This window comes from Streptomyces sp. JLBG701 (assembly GCF_058544905.1).
Map to the genome: position 1 here is coordinate 8443972 of NZ_CM178588.1, position 17513 is coordinate 8461484.

Below are 17513 nucleotides of genomic sequence, written 5' to 3' on the forward strand. Positions count from 1 at the left end.
CCCCGTTTCTTGCCGAAAGGTGCTCAACTTCCCATGCCCGAGCTGGTGTTCTTCTCCGGAACGATGGACTGCGGGAAGTCGACGCTGGCCCTCCAGATCGAGCACAACCGCTCGGCGCGCGGCCTGGCGGGCGTGATCTTCACTCGCGACGACCGCGCGGGCGAGGGCAAGCTGTCCTCCCGACTCGGCCTGGTGACGGACGCGGTGGAGGTGGAGGACGGCCAGGACCTCTACGCCTACCTCGTCGACCACCTCTCCCAGGGCGGCCGCGCGGACTACGTCATCGCGGACGAGGCCCAGTTCCTGACGCCGGAACAGATCGACCAACTCGCCCGCGTGGTCGACGACCTGGGCCTCGACGTCTACGCCTTCGGCATCACCACCGACTTCCGCTCCAAACTCTTCCCCGGCTCCCAACGCCTGGTCGAACTGGCCGACCGAGTAGAGGTCCTCCAGGTCGAGGCCCTGTGCTGGTGCGGCGCCCGCGCCACGCACAACGCCCGCACGGTGGGCGGCGAAATGGTCGTCGAGGGTGCCCAAGTGGTCGTCGGCGACGTCAACCAGGCAGAGGCGATCGGCTATGAAGTCCTGTGCCGCCGCCATCACCGACGCCAAATGACGTCGGCGACGGCACGGGCGGCTGCGCTGTCGCCGGATGTGTTGCCGGTTACGTCGGTCTAGGGGACCTTCCATTCGCCGACGTCGTCGGAGAGGCCGCTGTTCATGGTGAACTGGACGGCGACGACGCGGGAGCCGTCCGGCACTTCGAACGACATGAAGCCAAGGGCTGTGCCACCGGGACGGATCGTGACGATGACGGGGAACTCCGCACCAGCTGTCGTGGTGTGAAGGAGCGACGCGCTGAAGTGCTGCCCCTGCTGGTCGATCACCGCCGCGCCGGTCCATGGAGAGTCCGCATAGCCGGCCGTGCCCGTGTTCACCAAGCGGAACTGGACGGCGGTGAGATGGTTCCCCGGGTCCGGGGTGAAGGACGAGTCCTCCGCGTGTGCGCGATTGACGATCTTCGTCACGGTGACGTCCAGCTCTTCCCCGCCTTGAATGCCTGTGAGACTCAGTGTGTCCCCGACCGTCCCGCTGGACGACACAGGTGCCAGAGCCAGTGCCGGGACCGCCAGCAGACAAGTCAACAACGGTGCGGTACGACCACGCATCGCTCCTCCTGGTGGCTCGGAGCAGCTGATGACTCCATCGTCCGCCCGTACGGCGTCCTCGGCGAGCCGAGGGCTCAGTGCGGGCTCTCGATCAGGGCGAACCTCGCGCCCTCCGGGTCCGCGACCGTTGCCACGCGGCCGTGGGCGCTGTCCTGGGCCGGGGTGAGGACGTGGCCGCCCAGGTCGGTTACCGCGGTGAGGGAGTTGTCGGTGTTGGCTACCTCGAAGTACGTCATCCAGTGCGGGCCCCGGTCGCGGGGCAGCGAGTTGCCGACGCCGTGGATGCCGGCGACCGGGGAGCCTTCGATGTGGAGGGTGACGTAGTCGAAGTCGGCGGAGACCACCGGCTCCTCCTCGTAGCCGAAGAGCGTCTCGTAGAACTTGGTCACGCTCGTGGTTTCGAAGGTGAGGAGTTCGTTCCAGGCGGGGGTGCCGTGGACGCCGGTGATGGCTGTGCCGAGGTGGGCCGCGGCCTGCCAGATGCCGAAGACGGCGCCGGAGGGGTCGGAGCAGATCGCGAGGCGTCCGGCCTCGGCGGCGTCCAGGGGACCCACCCCGACCGTGCCGCCGCACAGCCGTACCGTTTCGGCGGTCAGGTCCACGTCGTTGGAAGCGAGGTAGGGCGTCCAGGCGATGGGCAGGTGCCGGTCCGGCGGGAGTTGGCCGATGCCCGCCACCTCCTGGCCGTCGAGCAGTGCCCGGACGTAGGGGCCGAGCTGCTGGGGACCGGGTTGGAATTCCCAACCGAACAGCTCACCGTAGAACTCCTGGGTCGCGGCCAACCCGTGCACCATCAGACTCACCCAGCAGGGTGTGCCGGGCGTGTGCGGAACGTGCGTCTCGCCGTTCCGGCCGGCCGACCCCCGTGCCTCGGTCATCGTCACTCTCTTCTCGGCCCCTCGCGGTGGCCGTGTCGGTTCCGCTCTCCGGACCCCCGTGCCGATGCTCGCACCACCCGTGATGCCGCGCGCTCCGGGCGCGCCGCCGCGGGTCGGCCCATGCCCGGAGGATGCCCGCTGTGCGGTTTCTCGTCCGTTTCTGTGCGATTGCCGAGGGGTGTCGATCGGCTGTACAGCATGTGCCCGAACCCGTACGCCTCGTGATCGGACCTGCCCGGGCGAGCACAGTAGTCGGACCTGGGCGATGCGGCCACCCCGTGCGCAAGGATGGTGGCCATGAATGCCATCATCACCGCATCCGAACTGGCGAGCGAGTCCGCGGGCCCGAACCCGCCCGTACTGCTCGATGTCCGCTGGCAGCTCAGCGTCGCCAAGGCGGCCGGGGAGCCGCCCTTCGACGGCCGCGCCGAGTACGAGGCCGGCCACATTCCCGGCGCGGTCTTCGTCGACCTGGACCGGGAGCTGGCCGGTGCGTCGGGGAAGCGTGGCCGGCACCCGCTGCCCGACACGGCGGAGTTCGGCGCCGCGATGCGCCGGGCGGGTGTCTCGGGCGGGACGCCGGTCGTCGTGTACGACGGCGGACAGGGGTGGGCGGCGGCTCGTGCGTGGTGGATGCTGCGCTGGACGGGTCACCCGGACGTGCGGGTCCTCGACGGCGGGTTGCCGTCCTGGGAGGGGCCGCTGGAGACGTCGGTGCCCGCGCAGACGGCGGGGGACTTCGAGCCGGTGCCCGGGTCCGCGGGACTTCTCGACGCGGACGGGGCCGCGGCGCTGGCCCGGTCCGGGGTGCTGTTCGACGCGCGGGCGGGGGAGCGGTACCGGGGAGACGTGGAGCCGATCGACCGGGTGGGCGGCCACATTCCGGGCGCGGTGTCTGCGCCCACGACGGCGAACGTGGGTGCCGACGGACGGTTCCTGCCCGCCGAGGAGCTGAGCGCGCACTTCAAGAGGCTCGGCGCGGCCGACTCCGTCGAGGTCGGCGTGTACTGCGGCTCGGGGGTGTCGGGCGCGCACGAGGTGCTGGCGCTGGCGGTCGCGGGAATTCCGGCGGCGCTCTACGTCGGCTCCTGGTCGGAGTGGTCCTCGGACCCGGAGCGGCCGGTCGCCGTGGGGCCCGACCCTCAGTAGCCCCGGGCATACGGAGAGGGCCGCGTCCAAGTGACGCGGCCCTCACCCTCGTACAACTGTCGTACGGCCGACTACTCCTGCTTCTTCCTGCGTGTCCCGAAGACGATCTCGTCCCAGCTCGGGACCGCCGCTCTTCGGCCGGGGCGGACGCCGTCCGCTTCGGCCTGGCGGTCGGTGGAGCCGACGAGGCGGTCGCGGTGGCTGGCGACGGTGCGTGGCATGAGGACGTCCGCGTAGGCCGAACCGGCCGAGGCCGCGGGAGCCGGGGGCTCCTCCGCCTCGGGTTCCGGCGCGGGCTCCTCCACGGGGTCCGGTGCCGGGCGCTCCGGGACCACCATGTCGCCCCGGAAACTCGGTACCGCCTCCAGCAGGCTGGTCAGGGAGTCGCGCTCGCTCGCGCTGACGCTCTCCACCTCGGGCTCGGGAGACGGCGACGGCAGTACCGGACGTTCCTGGCGGTCCAGGGCTCGGTCCAGCGGGCGGTCGCGCGGCAGCCGGGCGATGCGGGGGACGAAGGGGAAGCTGGGCTCGGGCGCGGCGAGGTCGTCGGACTCGCCGATCAGCGAGCGCGCCTCCTCGTCGACGGCCTGTACGAGCCGCCGGGGCGGGTCGTACGTCCAGCTCGCGGAGTGCGGTTCACCCGCGACCAGATAGACGAGCAGGACTTCCCAGGTGCCGTCGTCGCGGCGCCACGAGTCCCATTGGACGGTGTCCTTGTCGGCACCGCGCAGGGTGAGCCGTTCGGAGACGGCCTCGCCCAGCTGCGGTCCCGCGTTCTCTCCGGGGCGGCGGACTGGAGTCTTCCGAGCCCGCTCGGCCATGAACGCGCGCTCTGCGAGGACGGGGCCCTCGAAGCGGCGTACACGGTCGACGGGGATGCCTGCGAGCTGTGCGACCTCTTCCGCGGTCGCACCCGCGCGTATCCGCGCCTGGATGTCTCGAGGGCGGAGATGGCTCTCCACCTCGATCTCGATCTGGCCGAGGCGGGGACGGTCGCCGCGAACAGCGGCGCGCAGACGCTCGTCAATCGGAAGCGTGTACTCCGTGCTGTCCGCAGCCTTCAGCACCAGCCGTGTGCCGTCATTGGAGACGGCCACGACACGCAGTTCGGGCATGGGGACCTCCCGGGTGGTGCCTGCCGACGTCACGTGCGTCGCTGCTTCCGCTAGTCGAGTGTGGCCTGCCCGGGTGCAGCCTGCCACAACCTTGCCGAGTTGCCCGGCGTGTCGGGCATGGGCCCTCGAACGCCGTTATGGCACGGTTACCTATTCGCAACGCTAAGTGACCAACTCCGTCACCCTGTGCAACTAGCCCCCTCCCGGCGGTCCTTGAAGGCCACGGACGCCCAGGCGGGAGACCGGCACCCAGGGCTCGCAACAGTACTCCATTTGGGCCACGTGCGTGGATTGGCACGCCACCCAACTTCGGGCAATGGGTGGGACTTGGCCTTCGGCCGCCCACATTTCGGGATCTTGGAAGTGGCGCATTTCACGCAATTGTGAGAAGCGGAACCAAAGCCGTCGGCCGTCACCCCGGCGAGTCCGCTACGCCCCCAACACCCGCCGCAGGTAGTCGTTCTGGAACAGCCGGTCCGGGTCGAGCCGGTCCCGCAGCGCGGTGAACTCGCCGAATCGCGGGTAGACCCCGGCGAAGTACTCGGCGTCCCGCGTGTGCACCTTGCCCCAGTGCGGCCGCCCCTCGTGCGCGGTGAAGATGCGCTCGGCGGCGGTGAAGTACGCCTGATAGGGCGTGCCCTTGAACATGTGGACGGCGATGTACGCGCTGTCGCGGTCGGAGGCCGTGGAGAGGGTGATGTCGTCGGCGGGGGCCGTGCGGACCTCGACCGGGAAACTGATCCGGAGGTCCGAGCGGTCGACCATCGCCTTCAGTTCGAGCAGGGTCTCGACCAGGGCCTCGCGCGGGACGGCGTACTCCATCTCCACGAAGCGCACCCGGCGCGGAGAAGTGAAGACCTTGTAGGGAATGTCGGTGTAGGTCCGCGCGGACAGAGCCTTGCTGGAGACCCGGGCGATCGTCGGGACCGTGCCGGGCAACGCCCGGCCGACCAACTGGGCGGCCTGGAAGACGCCGTTGGAGAGGAACTCGTCCTCGAACCAGCCGCTGAACTGCCCGACCGGCTGCTCCGGCCCCGCACTGCGGTTGTTGCGCTTGGTGTTGGTGTTGCCGGTGTGCGGGAACCAGTAGAACTCGAAGTGCTCGTTCTCGGCCCAGAGTTCGTCGAAGCGGCCGGTGACCTCGTCGAAGGTCATCGGCTCCTCGCGGGCCGAGAGCAGGAAGACCGGCTCCACGGCGAAGGTGATCGCCGTGACGATCCCCAGGGCGCCCAGTCCGATCCGGGCGGCCGCGAAGACCTCCGGATTCTCCTTCTCGGAGCAGCTGAGGACCGACCCGTCGGCGGTGACCAGCTCAAGACCCTTGATCTGGGCGGCTATCGAGGCCGACTCGCGGCCCGTGCCGTGCGTGCCGGTGCTGGTGGCGCCGGAGACCGTCTGCTCCATGATGTCGCCCATGTTGGTGAGCGACAGGCCCTCGCGCGCGAGAGCCATGTTGAGTCTCTTGAGCGGGGTGCCCGCCTCGACCGTGACCGTGCCGGCCTCACGATCAATGTTGCGGATCCCGGTCAACAGTTGAGGGCGGATCAACACACCGTCGGTGGCGGCGATGGACGTGAAGGAGTGCCCGGAGCCGACCGCCTTCACCTTCAGACCGTCGTCGGCCGCCTGCCGTACGGCCGCGGACAGTTCGTCAATGGAGGCGGGCGTGACCTCCCGTACGGGCCGGGCGGCGACGGTGCCGCCCCAGTTACGCCACGTGCCGTTCTTCGTGCTCGTTGTGCTGCTCAACAGAGCCTCCCCGACCCGGAGCCGGCCTGCTGAGCCGGCGGTACCCGAGGAAACCGACCGCGACCGCGACGGCTCCGGACACCGCCGGAACCCCGTACCCCGCGCGCGCACCGGCAGCGTCGATCACCCAGCCGGCCACGGAGGAACCGAGTGCGACCCCGACGGCGAGCCCAGTGCTCACCCAGGTCATGCCCTCGGTCAGTTGCGCGCGTGGTACGTGCTCTTCGATGAGGGACATCGTCGTGATCATCGTGGGAGCGATGAACAGGCCCGCAGCGAACAGCGCCACGGCCAGAAACGGCAAGTTTCCGACCAGTAGGAGGGGGATCATACTCACCGCCATCATGAATATGCCCAGCAGCCAGCGACGTTCGGGCGCTCCCTGGAAGCGCAACAGCCCGAACGCGGCTCCCGCCACACAGGAACCCGCCGCGTAGAGCGCGAGCACGACGCTCGCGGCGCCCTTGTGACCCTGCTCGTCGGCGAAGGCCACGGTGACCACGTCGACCGCCCCGAAGATCGCCCCGGTCGCCACGAACGTGGCCACCAGCACCTGGAGCCCGGGCGCGCGCAGCGCCGAGCCGCCGCCCTGCTGCGCGCGCGGGTGCGGCACGGGCTCGGTGGCGCGCTGCGCGGTCAGCCAGAAGACGCCGACCGCGAGGAAGCAGGCGGCGAGCAGCGGCCCGGCCTCCGAGAACCAGGCCGTGGACAGCCCGATGGAGATGATCGGCCCGAAGATGAAGCACACCTCGTCCACCACGGACTCGAAGGAGTACGCGGTGTGCAACTGCGGGGTGTCCCGGTACAGCGCCGCCCAGCGGGCCCGGATCATCGCGCCGAGGCTCGGTACGCAGCCGATGCCGGCGCTGAACACGAACAGCGTCCAGTCGGGCCACCCGTAGTGCGCGGCGAGGAGCAGCCCGGCCGCCGCGGCGAGCGCGAAGAGCGTGGCCGGGCGCAGCACCCGCCGTTGCCCGTACTGGTCCACCAGACGCGAGACCTGCGGGCCGGCGGCGGCAGCGGCCAGCGCGATGGTGGCCGACAGCGCGCCCGCGAGCCCGTACCGCCCGGTGAGCTGGGAGACCATCGTCACCACGCCGATGCCCATCATCGACAACGGCATACGGCCGAGGAACCCCGCGGCGGAGAAGCCCTTGGTGCCGGGGGCGGCGAACAGGGCGCGGTAGGGGCTCGGCACAGGGGTCTCCGGTACGGCGTTAACGGCTCGGGTGCGGGCGCGGGAAGCGCGCGGCGGCTCAGTAAGGCGTGAATGCGGCTCATACGGCTTACGAGTTAGGTCACCCTAACGCACCGCGGCCGCAGCGCCCCGGGCCCGTGCTCGTCACCCCGCCGTTTCCCGGCTGTCAGAGGCGGGTGGCAGGATCGACCCATGCCAGACGTGCTCGATGCCACCCCCTACGACGCCCTGCTCCTGCTCTCGTTCGGCGGCCCGGAAGGCCCGGACGACGTGGTCCCGTTCCTGGAGAACGTGACGCGGGGGCGAGGCATCCCCAAGGAACGCCTCAAGGAAGTCGGGCAGCACTACTTCCTGTTCGGCGGGGTCAGCCCGATCAACGACCAGAACCGCGCCCTGCTCGACGCCCTCCGCAAGGACTTCGCGGACCACGGCCTGGATCTGCCCGTCTACTGGGGCAACCGCAACTGGGCGCCGTACCTGACCGACACCCTGCGCGAGATGGTCCAGGACGGCCGCCGCCGCATCCTCGTCCTCGCCACCAGCGCCTACGCCTCGTACTCGGGCTGCCGTCAGTACCGCGAGAACCTCGCCGACTCCCTCGCCGCCCTGGAGGCCGAGGGCCTCCCGTTGCCCAAGGTCGACAAGCTGCGGCACTACTTCAACCACCCGGGCTTCGTCGAACCCATGGTCGAAGGCGTGCTCCGGTCGCTCGCCGACCTGCCCGAGGACGTACGCGACGGCGCACACCTCGCGTTCACGACCCACTCGATCCCGACCGCCGCCGCGGACACCTCAGGCCCGGTCGAGGACCACGGCGACGGCGGGGCGTACGTCGAACAGCACCTGGACGTGGCGCGGCTGATCGCCGACGCGGTACGCGAGCGGACGGGGGTCGAACACCCCTGGCAGCTCGTCTACCAGTCCCGCTCCGGGGCCCCGCACATCCCCTGGCTGGAGCCGGACATCTGCGACCACCTCGAAGAGCTCCACGGCGTCGGCGTCCCGGCCGTCGTCATGGCGCCCATCGGCTTCGTCTCCGACCACATGGAGGTTCTCTACGACCTCGACACGGAGGCCAAGGCCAAGGGCGAGGAGCTGGGCCTGCCGCTGCGCCGCTCGGCCACCGTGGGCGCCGACCCGCGGTTCGCCGCCGCGATCCGCGAGCTCGTCCTGGAGCGGGCCGCCGTCGAGAGCGGAGAGCAGATCACCCCGTGCGCCCTGGGCGCGCTCGGTGCGAGCCACGACCTCTGCCCCGTGGGCTGCTGCCCGGCCCGAGCCCCCCGCCCCGCCGCCGCGGGCGCCGACAGCCCGTACGCGTGAGGAGCCCCGTGACCGACCCCCTGCATTCGGAACTGCTCAAACTCGCCCACGAGGCCGCTCGCCGCGCCGGCGAGCTGCTGCGGGACGGCCGCCCGGCCGATCTCGCGGTCGCGGCCACCAAGTCGAGCCCGATCGACGTCGTCACCGAGATGGACATCGCGGCGGAGAAGCTGATCACGGACCTGATCGCCGGCCACCGCCCCGACGACGGCTTCCTCGGCGAGGAGGGCGCCTCCACCGAGGGCACCAGCGGGATCCGCTGGGTGATCGACCCGCTCGACGGCACGGTCAACTATCTGTACGGGCTGCCCACCTGGGCTGTGTCCATCGCGGCGGAGCAGGACGGCGAGACCGTCGTCGGGGTGGTGGCGGCCCCGATGCGTGGCGAGACGTACCACGCGACCCTCGGCGGCGGAGCCTGGGCCACCGGCGCCTGGGCGGGGGAGCGCGGGCTCGCCTGCCGCCCGGCCCCGCCCCTGGACCAGGCCCTGGTCTCGACCGGCTTCAACTACGTCACCGAGGTCCGCGCCCACCAGGCCGACGTCGCCCGGAAGCTGATCCCGCTCCTGCGTGACATCCGGCGCAGCGGCTCGGCGGCGGTGGACCTGTGCGACGTGGCCTCCGGCCGCCTGGACGGCTACTACGAACGCGGACTGCACCCCTGGGATCTGGCCGCGGGCGACCTGATCGCCAGGGAAGCGGGCGCCCTGACCGGTGGACGCCCCGGAGAGCGCCCCGCACACGCTCTGACGGTCGCGGGTACTCCGGGAGTCTTCGAGCCCCTCCAGCGCCTCTTGGAGGACTTCGGCGCATGGCATGACTGAACATTTGCTCGGTCGCCTTCGGGGGCGCTTTGTGCCGGTGTGCGCCCCCTGCGGCCCCCTCGCGGCCGACGCGTTGGGACAGTGAAGTTGGTGGGCCCTTGCCGTAGGTGTGTTCCCCAAAACCAGCGGTCCCCGGCGCTGGATTCGCCGGGGACCGCTGTCGTGCATTCGTGCTGCTGATCAGACGCTCGTCGCGCCGACCTCCACACCGTGTTCGGCGGCGAGGCGGCGCAGGTCGTCGAGTTCGGCCTGTTCCACCTCGACGAGGAAGTCGTCGCCCTCGTCGCGAGCCCGCGTCAGGTCGGTCTCGGTCGCCCTTATGCGCTGCAGAAGTCCTGCGGTGAATGCGTCCATGCTGCGCCCCCTCGTCCTGGGTCGTGGGTCGATGGCACGGGGGTGTGCCGTTCGGAAGGGGCGATCACGTCTCCAATAGGTGCCCAGCGCTGCCCTCTGCTGCTGGGCGGCGACGGCGCCGGACACCCACGCCCACTCTGCGGAAGCGGATCGCGGCGTACCGCATGGTGGTGCGGCACAAGCAGAGCGTGATCGCGGGGTGTAAAGCCGTCCTCCCCCCGCTCTCTTCCGTGGAAACCTCAACCCGTCGAGAAAATCTGGCATTCCCGGACCCCGCACCCGTCCTCCACGGCCGATGCCCCCGTCTTACAGCCGACTTATGGCTGAAAAGGGCAGGATGGAGGTCACACACCCACGAAGACCCTGCCCGAGCGCGCCCGAAACGGCGCTACGCGGGTGGACACAGGAAGGACAAGCGACGTGCGCGTACTCGTCGTCGAGGACGAGCAACTGCTCGCCGATGCGGTGGCCACCGGACTGCGCCGGGAGGCCATGGCCGTCGACGTCGTGTACGACGGTGCGGCCGCCCTGGAGCGCATCGGCGTCAACGACTACGACGTGGTCGTCCTCGACCGCGACCTCCCGCTCGTGCACGGCGACGACGTCTGCCGCAAGATCGTCGAGCTCGGTATGCCCACGCGCGTGCTCATGCTCACGGCGTCCGGCGACGTCAGCGACCGTGTGGAGGGTCTGGAGATCGGGGCGGACGACTACCTCCCCAAGCCCTTCGCGTTCAGCGAGCTGACGGCACGCGTGCGTGCCCTGGGCCGGCGTACGAGCGTGCCGCTGCCGCCGGTTCTGGAGCGGGCCGGCATCAAGCTCGACCCCAACCGCCGCGAGGTATTCCGGGACGGCAAGGAGGTCCAGCTCGCGCCGAAGGAGTTCGCCGTCCTGGAGGTGCTGCTGCGCAGCGAGGGCGCGGTCGTCTCCGCGGAACAGCTGCTGGAGAAGGCCTGGGACGAGAACACCGACCCGTTCACCAACGTCGTGCGCGTGACCGTCATGACGCTGCGCCGCAAGCTGGGCGAGCCCCCGGTGATCGTCACCGTCCCCGGCTCGGGCTACCGGATCTGATAACCCATGGCATCGACCCCCGCGCCCGCCCAGGCGCCCCCGAAGCCGACCTGGGACCCCAGGAGGCCGGCCCCGGCGCCGCCATGGCTGCGCCCGACCATCCGCATAAGGCTGACGCTGCTGTACGGCGGCATGTTCCTGATCGCCGGCATCCTGCTGCTGTCGATCATCTACCTGCTCGCCGCGCAGGCGTTGACCACGGGCAACCAGCCGCTGTTCAAGATCGTGGACGTGAGCGGCGACAAAATCAAGGTCGCCAGTGACAACTGCGCCCTCGTCAACAACGCGAGCGACATCCCGCTCGAAACGTTCAACGCCGCGATCAGCAAGTGCATCGACAGCCAGCGCCAGGCGGCCCTGGACAACCTGCTCAGCCGTTCCCTGCTGGCCCTGCTCGGCCTCGCGATCATCGCGTTCGCCTTCGGCTACGCCATGGCGGGCCGCGTCCTGTCGCCGCTGGGCCGGATCACCCGCACCGCGCGCGCGGTGGCGGGCTCGGACCTGTCCCGCCGGGTCGAGCTGGACGGCCCGGACGACGAGCTCAAGGAGCTCGCCGACACCTTCGACGACATGCTGGAGCGGCTCCAGCGCGCCTATACGGCCCAGCAGCGCTTCGTAGGCAATGCCTCGCACGAGCTGCGCACACCGCTCGCGATCAACCGCACACTGCTCGAAGTGCACCTGTCCGATCCGGGCGCGCCCATGGAGCTCCAGCAGCTCGGCAAGACGCTGCTGGCCACCAACGAGCGCAGCGAGCAGCTCGTCGAGGGCCTGCTGCTGCTCGCCCGCAGCGACAACCAGATCATCGAGCGCAAGCCCGTGGACCTCGCCGAGGTCGCCTCGCAGGCCGTCGACCAGGTACATGCCGAGGCGGAGGCCAAGGGCGTGAAGATCCGCGGCGAGCAGAAGCTCGCGGTCGTCCAGGGCAACGGCGTCCTCCTGGAGCGCATCGCGCTCAACCTGGTGCAGAACGCGGTGCGCTACAACGTGCCGGAGCACGGCTGGGTCGAGGTCACCACCGAGGTCCTGCACGGCCAGGCGATCCTGGTCGTCTCGAACACGGGCCCGGTCGTCCCGGCGTACGAGATCGACAATCTTTTCGAGCCCTTCAGGCGACTGCGCACCGAGCGGACGGGCAGTGACAAGGGCGTCGGTCTGGGGCTTTCGATCGCCCGGTCCGTGGCTCGCGCGCACGGCGGACATATTTCGGCCCAGCCGCGTGAGGGGGGTGGGCTCGTGATGCGTGTCACCCTGCCTGTCTGAGACCATGTCGGCGACACACAGGGATGTTCGCTTTGCGCGGAATTTTCGGGCCGCCAGTCGGACGGACTCGTGTGTGATCGATCACAGGGGCGATTTTCGGTCCATCTACTCTCTGTGATCAAGACTGCTGTTGGAAAGTCGGGATAATCCGGGTTTTCAGGGGTCTTGATCACGGGAAGTACAGGGTGAGACGCCTTTGAGGTGCGGCCTTCGGACCGTGTACGGTCCCCATCGCCATCCAAGCCGATCACTCTTGAGGAGTCCGGTTGGGTGTCGATTGAGTAACAGACCTTGATGTGAGGCAAAATCTCCGCCTCGGGTCGGGCACAAGTCCGGCCTCTCACGCGTTACGTGCGCTGGAGACACCGCAGACACCCAGAGGGGGAGAGCGCGACATGGCAACGGATTACGACACCCCACGCAAGACCGACGACGACGTCGACTCGGACAGCCTTGAAGAGCTCAAGGCGCGTAGGAACGACAAGTCGACCTCCGCAGTGGACGTCGACGAGTTCGAGGCCGCGGAAGGCCTCGAACTGCCCGGAGCGGACCTCTCGAACGAGGAGCTGGCCGTCCGGGTGCTGCCCAAGCAGCAGGACGAGTTCACCTGCATGAGCTGCTTCCTGGTGCACCACCGCAGCCAGCTGGCCCGCGAGAAGAACGGTCAGCCGATCTGCCGCGACTGCGACTGAGGACGGGTCGGCCGTGACTGGCTCGACCCCACCTTGGAAGCGCCGCTCCCCAGCCGGGGGAGCGGACGAAGGGCCGTCCGACGGCTCTCACGTCGCGCGTGACGACGGGCGGGGCTCATCCGAAGCAGGATCAGCCTCGCTCGAACCGGCGGCCGACCGGGCTGACCTCCCGGTTCCGGCGGAGGTTCCCACGCCCGTCGCGCGGCGTCGGGCCGCGGTGATCCGGGACAAGGCCAGGGAAGGCGTCCGTAAGGGCGGCAGCCGGGCCAGGGCGGGCCTCGCGTACCTTGCCGACCGGATCATCGAGATCGCCCCGAGAATCCCCGTACGGGACCTCGAGGCGCTTCGCAGGCAGTTCCCGGGCCTTGGGCCCGAGGAGCTCGCCGACAAACTTGTGACGGGCGCCGCGAACGCGACGTCCACGGTCGGTGCCGGGATCGGCGCGGCGGCGATGCTGCCGGTGCCGCCCGCGATGCCGACGGAACTGGCCGCCGAGATCACCGGCGTCGCGGCGATCGAGCTGAAGCTGATCGCCGAGCTCCACGAGGTCTACGGCGTACGGCCGCCGGGCAGCCTCAAGCAGCGCAGCACCGCGTATCTGAACTCCTGGTCGGGGGAGCGCGGAATCGACGTGTCGAAGCCGTCGACGATGACTACGGCGCTGAACGGGCCCATGAAGCGCGAGCTGCGCCAGCAGATCATGAAGCGGATGGTCCGCGACCTGCCGAACCTGATGCCGTTCATGGTGGGAGCCGCGGTCGGGGCGGTCATGAACCGCAGAGACACCAGGAAGCTCGCCGAGCGCATCCGCAAGGACCTGAGAAAGACGCAGGTCCCGTGGGACGCGCTGCCCGAACTCCCGCCCCTGGAGACTCCGCCGGACCCGCTGCGGATGGGGGAGATCCCCAAGGAACTCGGCCGCTAGTCGGCCGACCGGGCCGTCTTCAGTGCCTGGGCCAGGCCTTCCGGGTCCCGTGTCGACAGATACAGGTACGGCGTCGGGTCGGACGGGTCCGTGACCTCCACGCGCAGGGCCCTGGGGATGTAGGCGCGCAGCAGCAGGAAGGCGCGGGTGTCGGCCTTGTACGTGCGCCAGGCGCGCGCCTCCTCGGGGTCGAGGATCTCCGACTCGCCCAGCGCCGACAGCGGGATCTTCGCCTCGCCCGCGATCAGCGAGTCGCCCACGACCCGGATGCGGATCGAGCCGTAGGAACTGGCGACGACCGCCGCGGCCGCGGTGCCGCCGGCCAGGCCGCCGAGCATCGGCAGCGTGCCGAACGGCAGCAGGACCAGGGCCATGGAGACCCCGACGAGGAAGCTGATCAGCCACCAGGAGCGGGGGGCGGTGAGGCGTTCTTCGTAGGGGGAGGCGGAGAGCTGCATGGAGCCAAGCTTGGCACGGTGTCCGGATGGTGCGGACGCGCGGGTAAGGTCTGCGGCTGTGAGTGGTACTTCCGCAGCTCTTGAGCCTCCCGCCGACGCGGTGAAACCTGTGCGGCACCCTGACGCTCCCGCGCCGGGTGAGCTTCTCGGTGCCCATTATGACCAGTGTTTCGGCTGCGGCGGCGAGCAGCCCCACGGGCTGCACCTGGAGGCGCGGGCCGGCCAGGGGGTCACCATCACCGCCGAATTCACCGTGCAGCCCGCCCACCAGGGTGCTCCCGGCCTCGCGCACGGCGGTGTGCTCGCGACCGCGCTGGACGAGTCCCTCGGCTCGCTGAACTGGCTGCTGCGCACCGTCGCCGTGACCGGACGCCTGGAGACCGACTTCGTACGGCCCGTGCCCGTCGGCACCGTGCTGTACCTGGAGGCGGAGGTGACGGCGGTGGCCGGGCGGAAGATCTACTCGACCGCCACCGGACGCATCGGCGGCCCCGACGGGCCCGTCGCCGTCCGCGCCGACGCCCTCTTCATCCAGGTGAAGGTCGACCACTTCATCGACAACGGCCGCCCGGAGGAGATCCAGGCGGCCATGAGCGACCCGGACCAGGTGCGGCGCACCCGCGCCTTCGAGGTGAACCCGTGAGCCGTGAGCCCCTGAACGTGCTGATCCGGCGCGTCGACCCCGACGTACCGCTTCCGTCGTACGCGCAACCCGGTGACGCGGGAGCCGATCTGCGGACCACCGAGGGGTGCGAGCTGAAGCCGGGTGAGCGGGCCGTGCTGCCCACGGGGGTGTCTGTCGCGCTCCCGGAGGGGTACGCGGCCTTCGTGCACCCCCGATCTGGTCTCGCAGCCCGCTGCGGTGTCGCTCTCGTGAATGCCCCGGGGACGGTTGATGCCGGGTACCGTGGGGAGATCAAGGTGATCGTGGTGAATCTCGACCCGCGCGAGTGTGTGCGGTTCGAGCGCTTCGACCGGATCGCCCAACTGGTCGTCCAGCAGGTCGAGAAGGTCCGCTTCCAGGAGGTCGCGGAGCTTCCCGACTCGGCGCGGGCCGCGGGGGGCTTCGGGTCCACCGGCGGTCATGCCGCCGTGGGCGGCACAGCGGGTGGGAATCGATACGCTTCGGTCGTATCCGACCGGGAAGGACAGTGACGTGTTCGGACGTCGCAAGAAGGGCACTGCCGCCGAGGACGCGGCGAGCGAGGCCGAGCAGGTCGTCGACGGTGTCGACACTGAGGCGGGCGAGGTCGAGCGGGTGAAGCTCGAACCCGAGCCGCGTCCCGACGGGCCCTGGGACAGCACGGAGGTCCATGACCCGGCCGAGGGCCGGGTGGACCTGGGCGGTGTGTTCGTGCCGGGAGTCGACGGCATGGAGCTGCGGGTCGAGGTCGCGGGCGACGCGATCGTCGCCGCGACCGTGGTCCTCAAGGACAGCGCCATCCAGCTCCAGGCCTTCGCCGCCCCCAAGCGCGAGGGCATCTGGGGCGAGGTCCGCGAGGAGATCGCCAGCGGCATCACCCAGCAGGGCGGCATCGTCGACGAGGTCGAGGGGCCGCTGGGCTGGGAGCTGCGGGCGCAGGTGCCAGTGCAGCTGCCGGACGGCACGGGCGGTTTCCAGGTCGTGCGGTTCGTCGGTGTGGACGGCCCGCGCTGGTTCCTGCGCGGGGTGATCTCCGGGCAGGGTGCGGTGCAGCCGCAGGCGGCCGGTCTGCTGGAGCAGATCTTCCGGGACACGGTCGTGGTCCGCGGCGAGGGCCCGATGGCCCCCCGTGACCCGATCGTCCTGAAGCTGCCGAACGACGCGCAGATGGTCCCCGAGGGCGTTCAGCAGGAGGACCAGGAGGGCTCCCGCTTCTCCGGCGGCATGGGTCAGCTGCAGCGCGGACCGGAGATCACCGAGGTCCGCTAGCCGGGTAGTCAGACGCGAGAAGGGCCGTATCCCTGTGGGGATGCGGCCCTTTTTCATGCCCGTTTCTTACGTAGGCCCTTGACGGCACATTGGTCTGTACCTACGGTCTCGGCTCAACGCCTAATTCATGAGGGCGCCCCGTGTTCATGTATGAGAACGGAGCTGCCATGCGTCGTACCCCCCTCCTCGCGATCGTCACCGCCCTTGTCCTGGGCGGTCTCGTCGCGCAGCCGGCCGCACAGCGCGCCGACGCCGCACCCGCCACCTTCGTCCATCCCGGAGTCACCGTCTCCCAGGGGCAGTTGGACTTCGCCCGCACCAAGGTCCTCGCCGGCGCCCAGCCCTGGAAGGGCGCCTACGACCAGATGATGGCGAGCAAGTACGCCAGCCTGAGCCGCACCCCGGCACCCCGCGCGACCGTCGAGTGCGGGTCCTACTCCAATCCCAACTACGGCTGCACCGACGAGCGCGAGGACGCGATCGCCGCGTACACCGACGCCCTGGCCTGGTACGTCACCCGTGACGAGCGGTACGCCAAGAAGGCCATCGAGTTGATGGACGCCTGGTCGGCGACCATCAAGGACCACACCAACAGCAACGCGCCCCTGCAGACCGGCTGGGCGGGCTCCTCCTGGCCCAAGGCCGCCGAGATCATCAAGTACACGTACACCGGCATCTGGGCGAACTCCGGCCGCTTCGCGACCATGCTCCGGGACGTCTATCTGCCCGAGATCATCAACGGCTCCAACTCCAACGGGAACTGGGAGCTGTCGATGATGGAGGCCGCCGTCGGTATCTCCGTCTTCCTGGAGGACAAGACGTCGTACGACAAGGCCATGGCGAAGTTCCGCACCCGTACCGCCGCCTTCGTCTACCTGTCCTCCGACGGCTCCGTGCCGAAGACCGTGCCCAGCCAGAACCTCGACACCACGGCCAAGATCGTCGCCTACTGGCAGGGCCAGTCCACCTTCGTCACCGGGCTCACCCAGGAGACCTGCCGCGACTTCACCCACACCGGGTACGGCATCTCCGCGATATCGCATGTCGCCGAGACCAGCCGGATCCAGGGGACGGACCTGTACGGCACCGACGTCGGCGAGCGGCTGCGGCAGGCGCTCGGGTTCCAGGCCAAATACCAGCTCGGTACGGCTGTGCCCAGCTGGCTGTGCGGCGGGTCGCTGAACCTGGGGCTCGGGCCCATCACCGAGGTCGGCTACAACGCCCTGCACAACCGGCTGGGCATCGCCATGACCAACACCCAGAACCTGACCCAGCAGAACCGGCCGGCCGGCACCAACAACCTCTTCGTCGCCTGGGAGACGCTCACCCACGGGGACAACGCCGGCTGAGCCGTCGTAGAGCCGGGCGCCGGTGGCGGATGCCGGTGCCCGGCTCGTCTGGCGTGTGGCGGCGCGTCAGGGTTGTGTCAA

General features: G+C 69.9%; 19 protein-coding genes. 12 read left to right on the forward strand and 7 right to left on the reverse strand.

Going from position 1 to position 17513, the window contains the following annotated elements:
- Positions 1-33 precede the first annotated feature (33 nt).
- Complete coding sequence (locus AC5DRG_RS38930; RefSeq protein ID WP_491804508.1) at positions 34-681, forward strand: thymidine kinase; 648 nt, start codon at positions 34-36, stop codon at positions 679-681.
- On the opposite strand, the gene AC5DRG_RS38935 is transcribed toward AC5DRG_RS38930, so the two are convergent.
- Both AC5DRG_RS38935 and AC5DRG_RS38940 read right to left on the reverse strand, forming a co-directional pair.
- Entirely contained in the window at positions 678-1172 is a 495-nt protein-coding gene (locus AC5DRG_RS38935) for a DUF4352 domain-containing protein (protein WP_491804510.1), read from the reverse strand. The genes AC5DRG_RS38930 and AC5DRG_RS38935 overlap by 4 nt on opposite strands.
- A gap of 74 nt (positions 1173-1246) precedes the next feature.
- A complete protein-coding gene (locus AC5DRG_RS38940) occupies positions 1247-2050 on the reverse strand; it encodes a VOC family protein (protein WP_491804512.1) in 804 nt (267 codons plus the stop codon).
- A gap of 297 nt (positions 2051-2347) precedes the next feature.
- Here AC5DRG_RS38940 and AC5DRG_RS38945 point away from each other — a divergent pair, with 297 nt between their 5' ends.
- Complete coding sequence (locus AC5DRG_RS38945; protein WP_491804513.1) at positions 2348-3199, forward strand: sulfurtransferase; 852 nt, start codon at positions 2348-2350, stop codon at positions 3197-3199.
- 71 nt (positions 3200-3270) lie between these two features.
- On the opposite strand, the gene sepH is transcribed toward AC5DRG_RS38945, so the two are convergent.
- The 3 genes from sepH to AC5DRG_RS38960 all read right to left on the reverse strand — a co-directional run bounded on the left by sepH (position 3271) and on the right by AC5DRG_RS38960 (position 7261).
- Complete coding sequence (gene sepH, locus AC5DRG_RS38950; RefSeq protein WP_491804515.1) at positions 3271-4314, reverse strand: septation protein SepH; 1044 nt, start codon at positions 4312-4314, stop codon at positions 3271-3273.
- A gap of 429 nt (positions 4315-4743) precedes the next feature.
- Positions 4744-6063: a D-arabinono-1,4-lactone oxidase gene (locus AC5DRG_RS38955; RefSeq protein WP_491804517.1), complete on the reverse strand. Its 1320-nt coding sequence runs from the start codon at positions 6061-6063 to the stop codon at positions 4744-4746.
- Positions 6023-7261: an MFS transporter gene (locus AC5DRG_RS38960; protein WP_491804519.1), complete on the reverse strand. Its 1239-nt coding sequence runs from the start codon at positions 7259-7261 to the stop codon at positions 6023-6025. Before AC5DRG_RS38960 ends, AC5DRG_RS38955 begins: the two co-directional genes overlap by 41 nt.
- Before the next feature lie 192 nt (positions 7262-7453).
- Between AC5DRG_RS38960 and AC5DRG_RS38965 the strand changes: the two genes are divergently transcribed.
- Together AC5DRG_RS38965 and AC5DRG_RS38970 are read left to right on the forward strand one after the other, a co-directional pair.
- Entirely contained in the window at positions 7454-8581 is a 1128-nt protein-coding gene (locus tag AC5DRG_RS38965; protein ID WP_491804521.1) for a ferrochelatase, read from the forward strand.
- 8 nt (positions 8582-8589) lie between these two features.
- Positions 8590-9405 carry an inositol monophosphatase family protein gene (locus AC5DRG_RS38970; protein WP_491804523.1) on the forward strand — a complete coding sequence of 272 codons (816 nt, stop codon included), beginning with the start codon at positions 8590-8592 and terminating at the stop codon, positions 9403-9405.
- A gap of 180 nt (positions 9406-9585) precedes the next feature.
- On the opposite strand, the gene AC5DRG_RS38975 is transcribed toward AC5DRG_RS38970, so the two are convergent.
- Entirely contained in the window at positions 9586-9759 is a 174-nt protein-coding gene (locus AC5DRG_RS38975) for a hypothetical protein (RefSeq protein ID WP_167467697.1), read from the reverse strand.
- Positions 9760-10179: 420 nt separating this feature from the next.
- Between AC5DRG_RS38975 and AC5DRG_RS38980 the strand changes: the two genes are divergently transcribed.
- The 4 genes from AC5DRG_RS38980 (at position 10180) to AC5DRG_RS38995 (ending at position 13713) form a co-directional block, all read left to right on the forward strand.
- Positions 10180-10833, forward strand: coding sequence for a response regulator transcription factor (locus tag AC5DRG_RS38980; protein ID WP_010983842.1), 654 nt, complete (start codon positions 10180-10182; stop codon positions 10831-10833).
- Positions 10834-10839: 6 nt separating this feature from the next.
- The gene (locus AC5DRG_RS38985) at positions 10840-12096 is read left to right on the forward strand and encodes a sensor histidine kinase (RefSeq protein ID WP_491804525.1); all 1257 of its coding nucleotides are present in this window, start codon (positions 10840-10842) and stop codon (positions 12094-12096) included.
- A 395-nt stretch (positions 12097-12491) separates the two neighbouring features.
- Entirely contained in the window at positions 12492-12788 is a 297-nt protein-coding gene (locus tag AC5DRG_RS38990; protein WP_005481602.1) for a DUF4193 domain-containing protein, read from the forward strand.
- A gap of 13 nt (positions 12789-12801) precedes the next feature.
- Entirely contained in the window at positions 12802-13713 is a 912-nt protein-coding gene (locus AC5DRG_RS38995) for a hypothetical protein (protein WP_491804527.1), read from the forward strand.
- Here AC5DRG_RS38995 and AC5DRG_RS39000 read toward each other — a convergent pair.
- Entirely contained in the window at positions 13710-14171 is a 462-nt protein-coding gene (locus AC5DRG_RS39000) for a DUF3093 domain-containing protein (RefSeq protein ID WP_491804529.1), read from the reverse strand. The genes AC5DRG_RS38995 and AC5DRG_RS39000 overlap by 4 nt on opposite strands.
- A 58-nt stretch (positions 14172-14229) precedes the next feature.
- On the opposite strand from AC5DRG_RS39000, the gene AC5DRG_RS39005 reads away from it, so the two are divergent.
- The 4 genes from AC5DRG_RS39005 to AC5DRG_RS39020 all read left to right on the forward strand — a co-directional run bounded on the left by AC5DRG_RS39005 (position 14230) and on the right by AC5DRG_RS39020 (position 17432).
- Positions 14230-14814 (forward strand): PaaI family thioesterase, encoded by a 585-nt coding sequence (locus AC5DRG_RS39005; RefSeq protein WP_491804531.1) that lies wholly within the window; start codon positions 14230-14232, stop codon positions 14812-14814.
- Complete coding sequence (gene dut, locus AC5DRG_RS39010; protein WP_491804533.1) at positions 14811-15326, forward strand: dUTP diphosphatase; 516 nt, start codon at positions 14811-14813, stop codon at positions 15324-15326. Before AC5DRG_RS39005 ends, dut begins: the two co-directional genes overlap by 4 nt.
- A gap of 1 nt (position 15327) precedes the next feature.
- On the forward strand, positions 15328-16083 hold the full coding sequence (locus AC5DRG_RS39015) for a DUF3710 domain-containing protein (RefSeq protein ID WP_491804534.1): 756 nt from the start codon (positions 15328-15330) through the stop codon (positions 16081-16083).
- A gap of 167 nt (positions 16084-16250) precedes the next feature.
- A complete protein-coding gene (locus AC5DRG_RS39020) occupies positions 16251-17432 on the forward strand; it encodes an alginate lyase family protein (RefSeq protein ID WP_491804535.1) in 1182 nt (393 codons plus the stop codon).
- Positions 17433-17513 lie beyond the last annotated feature (81 nt).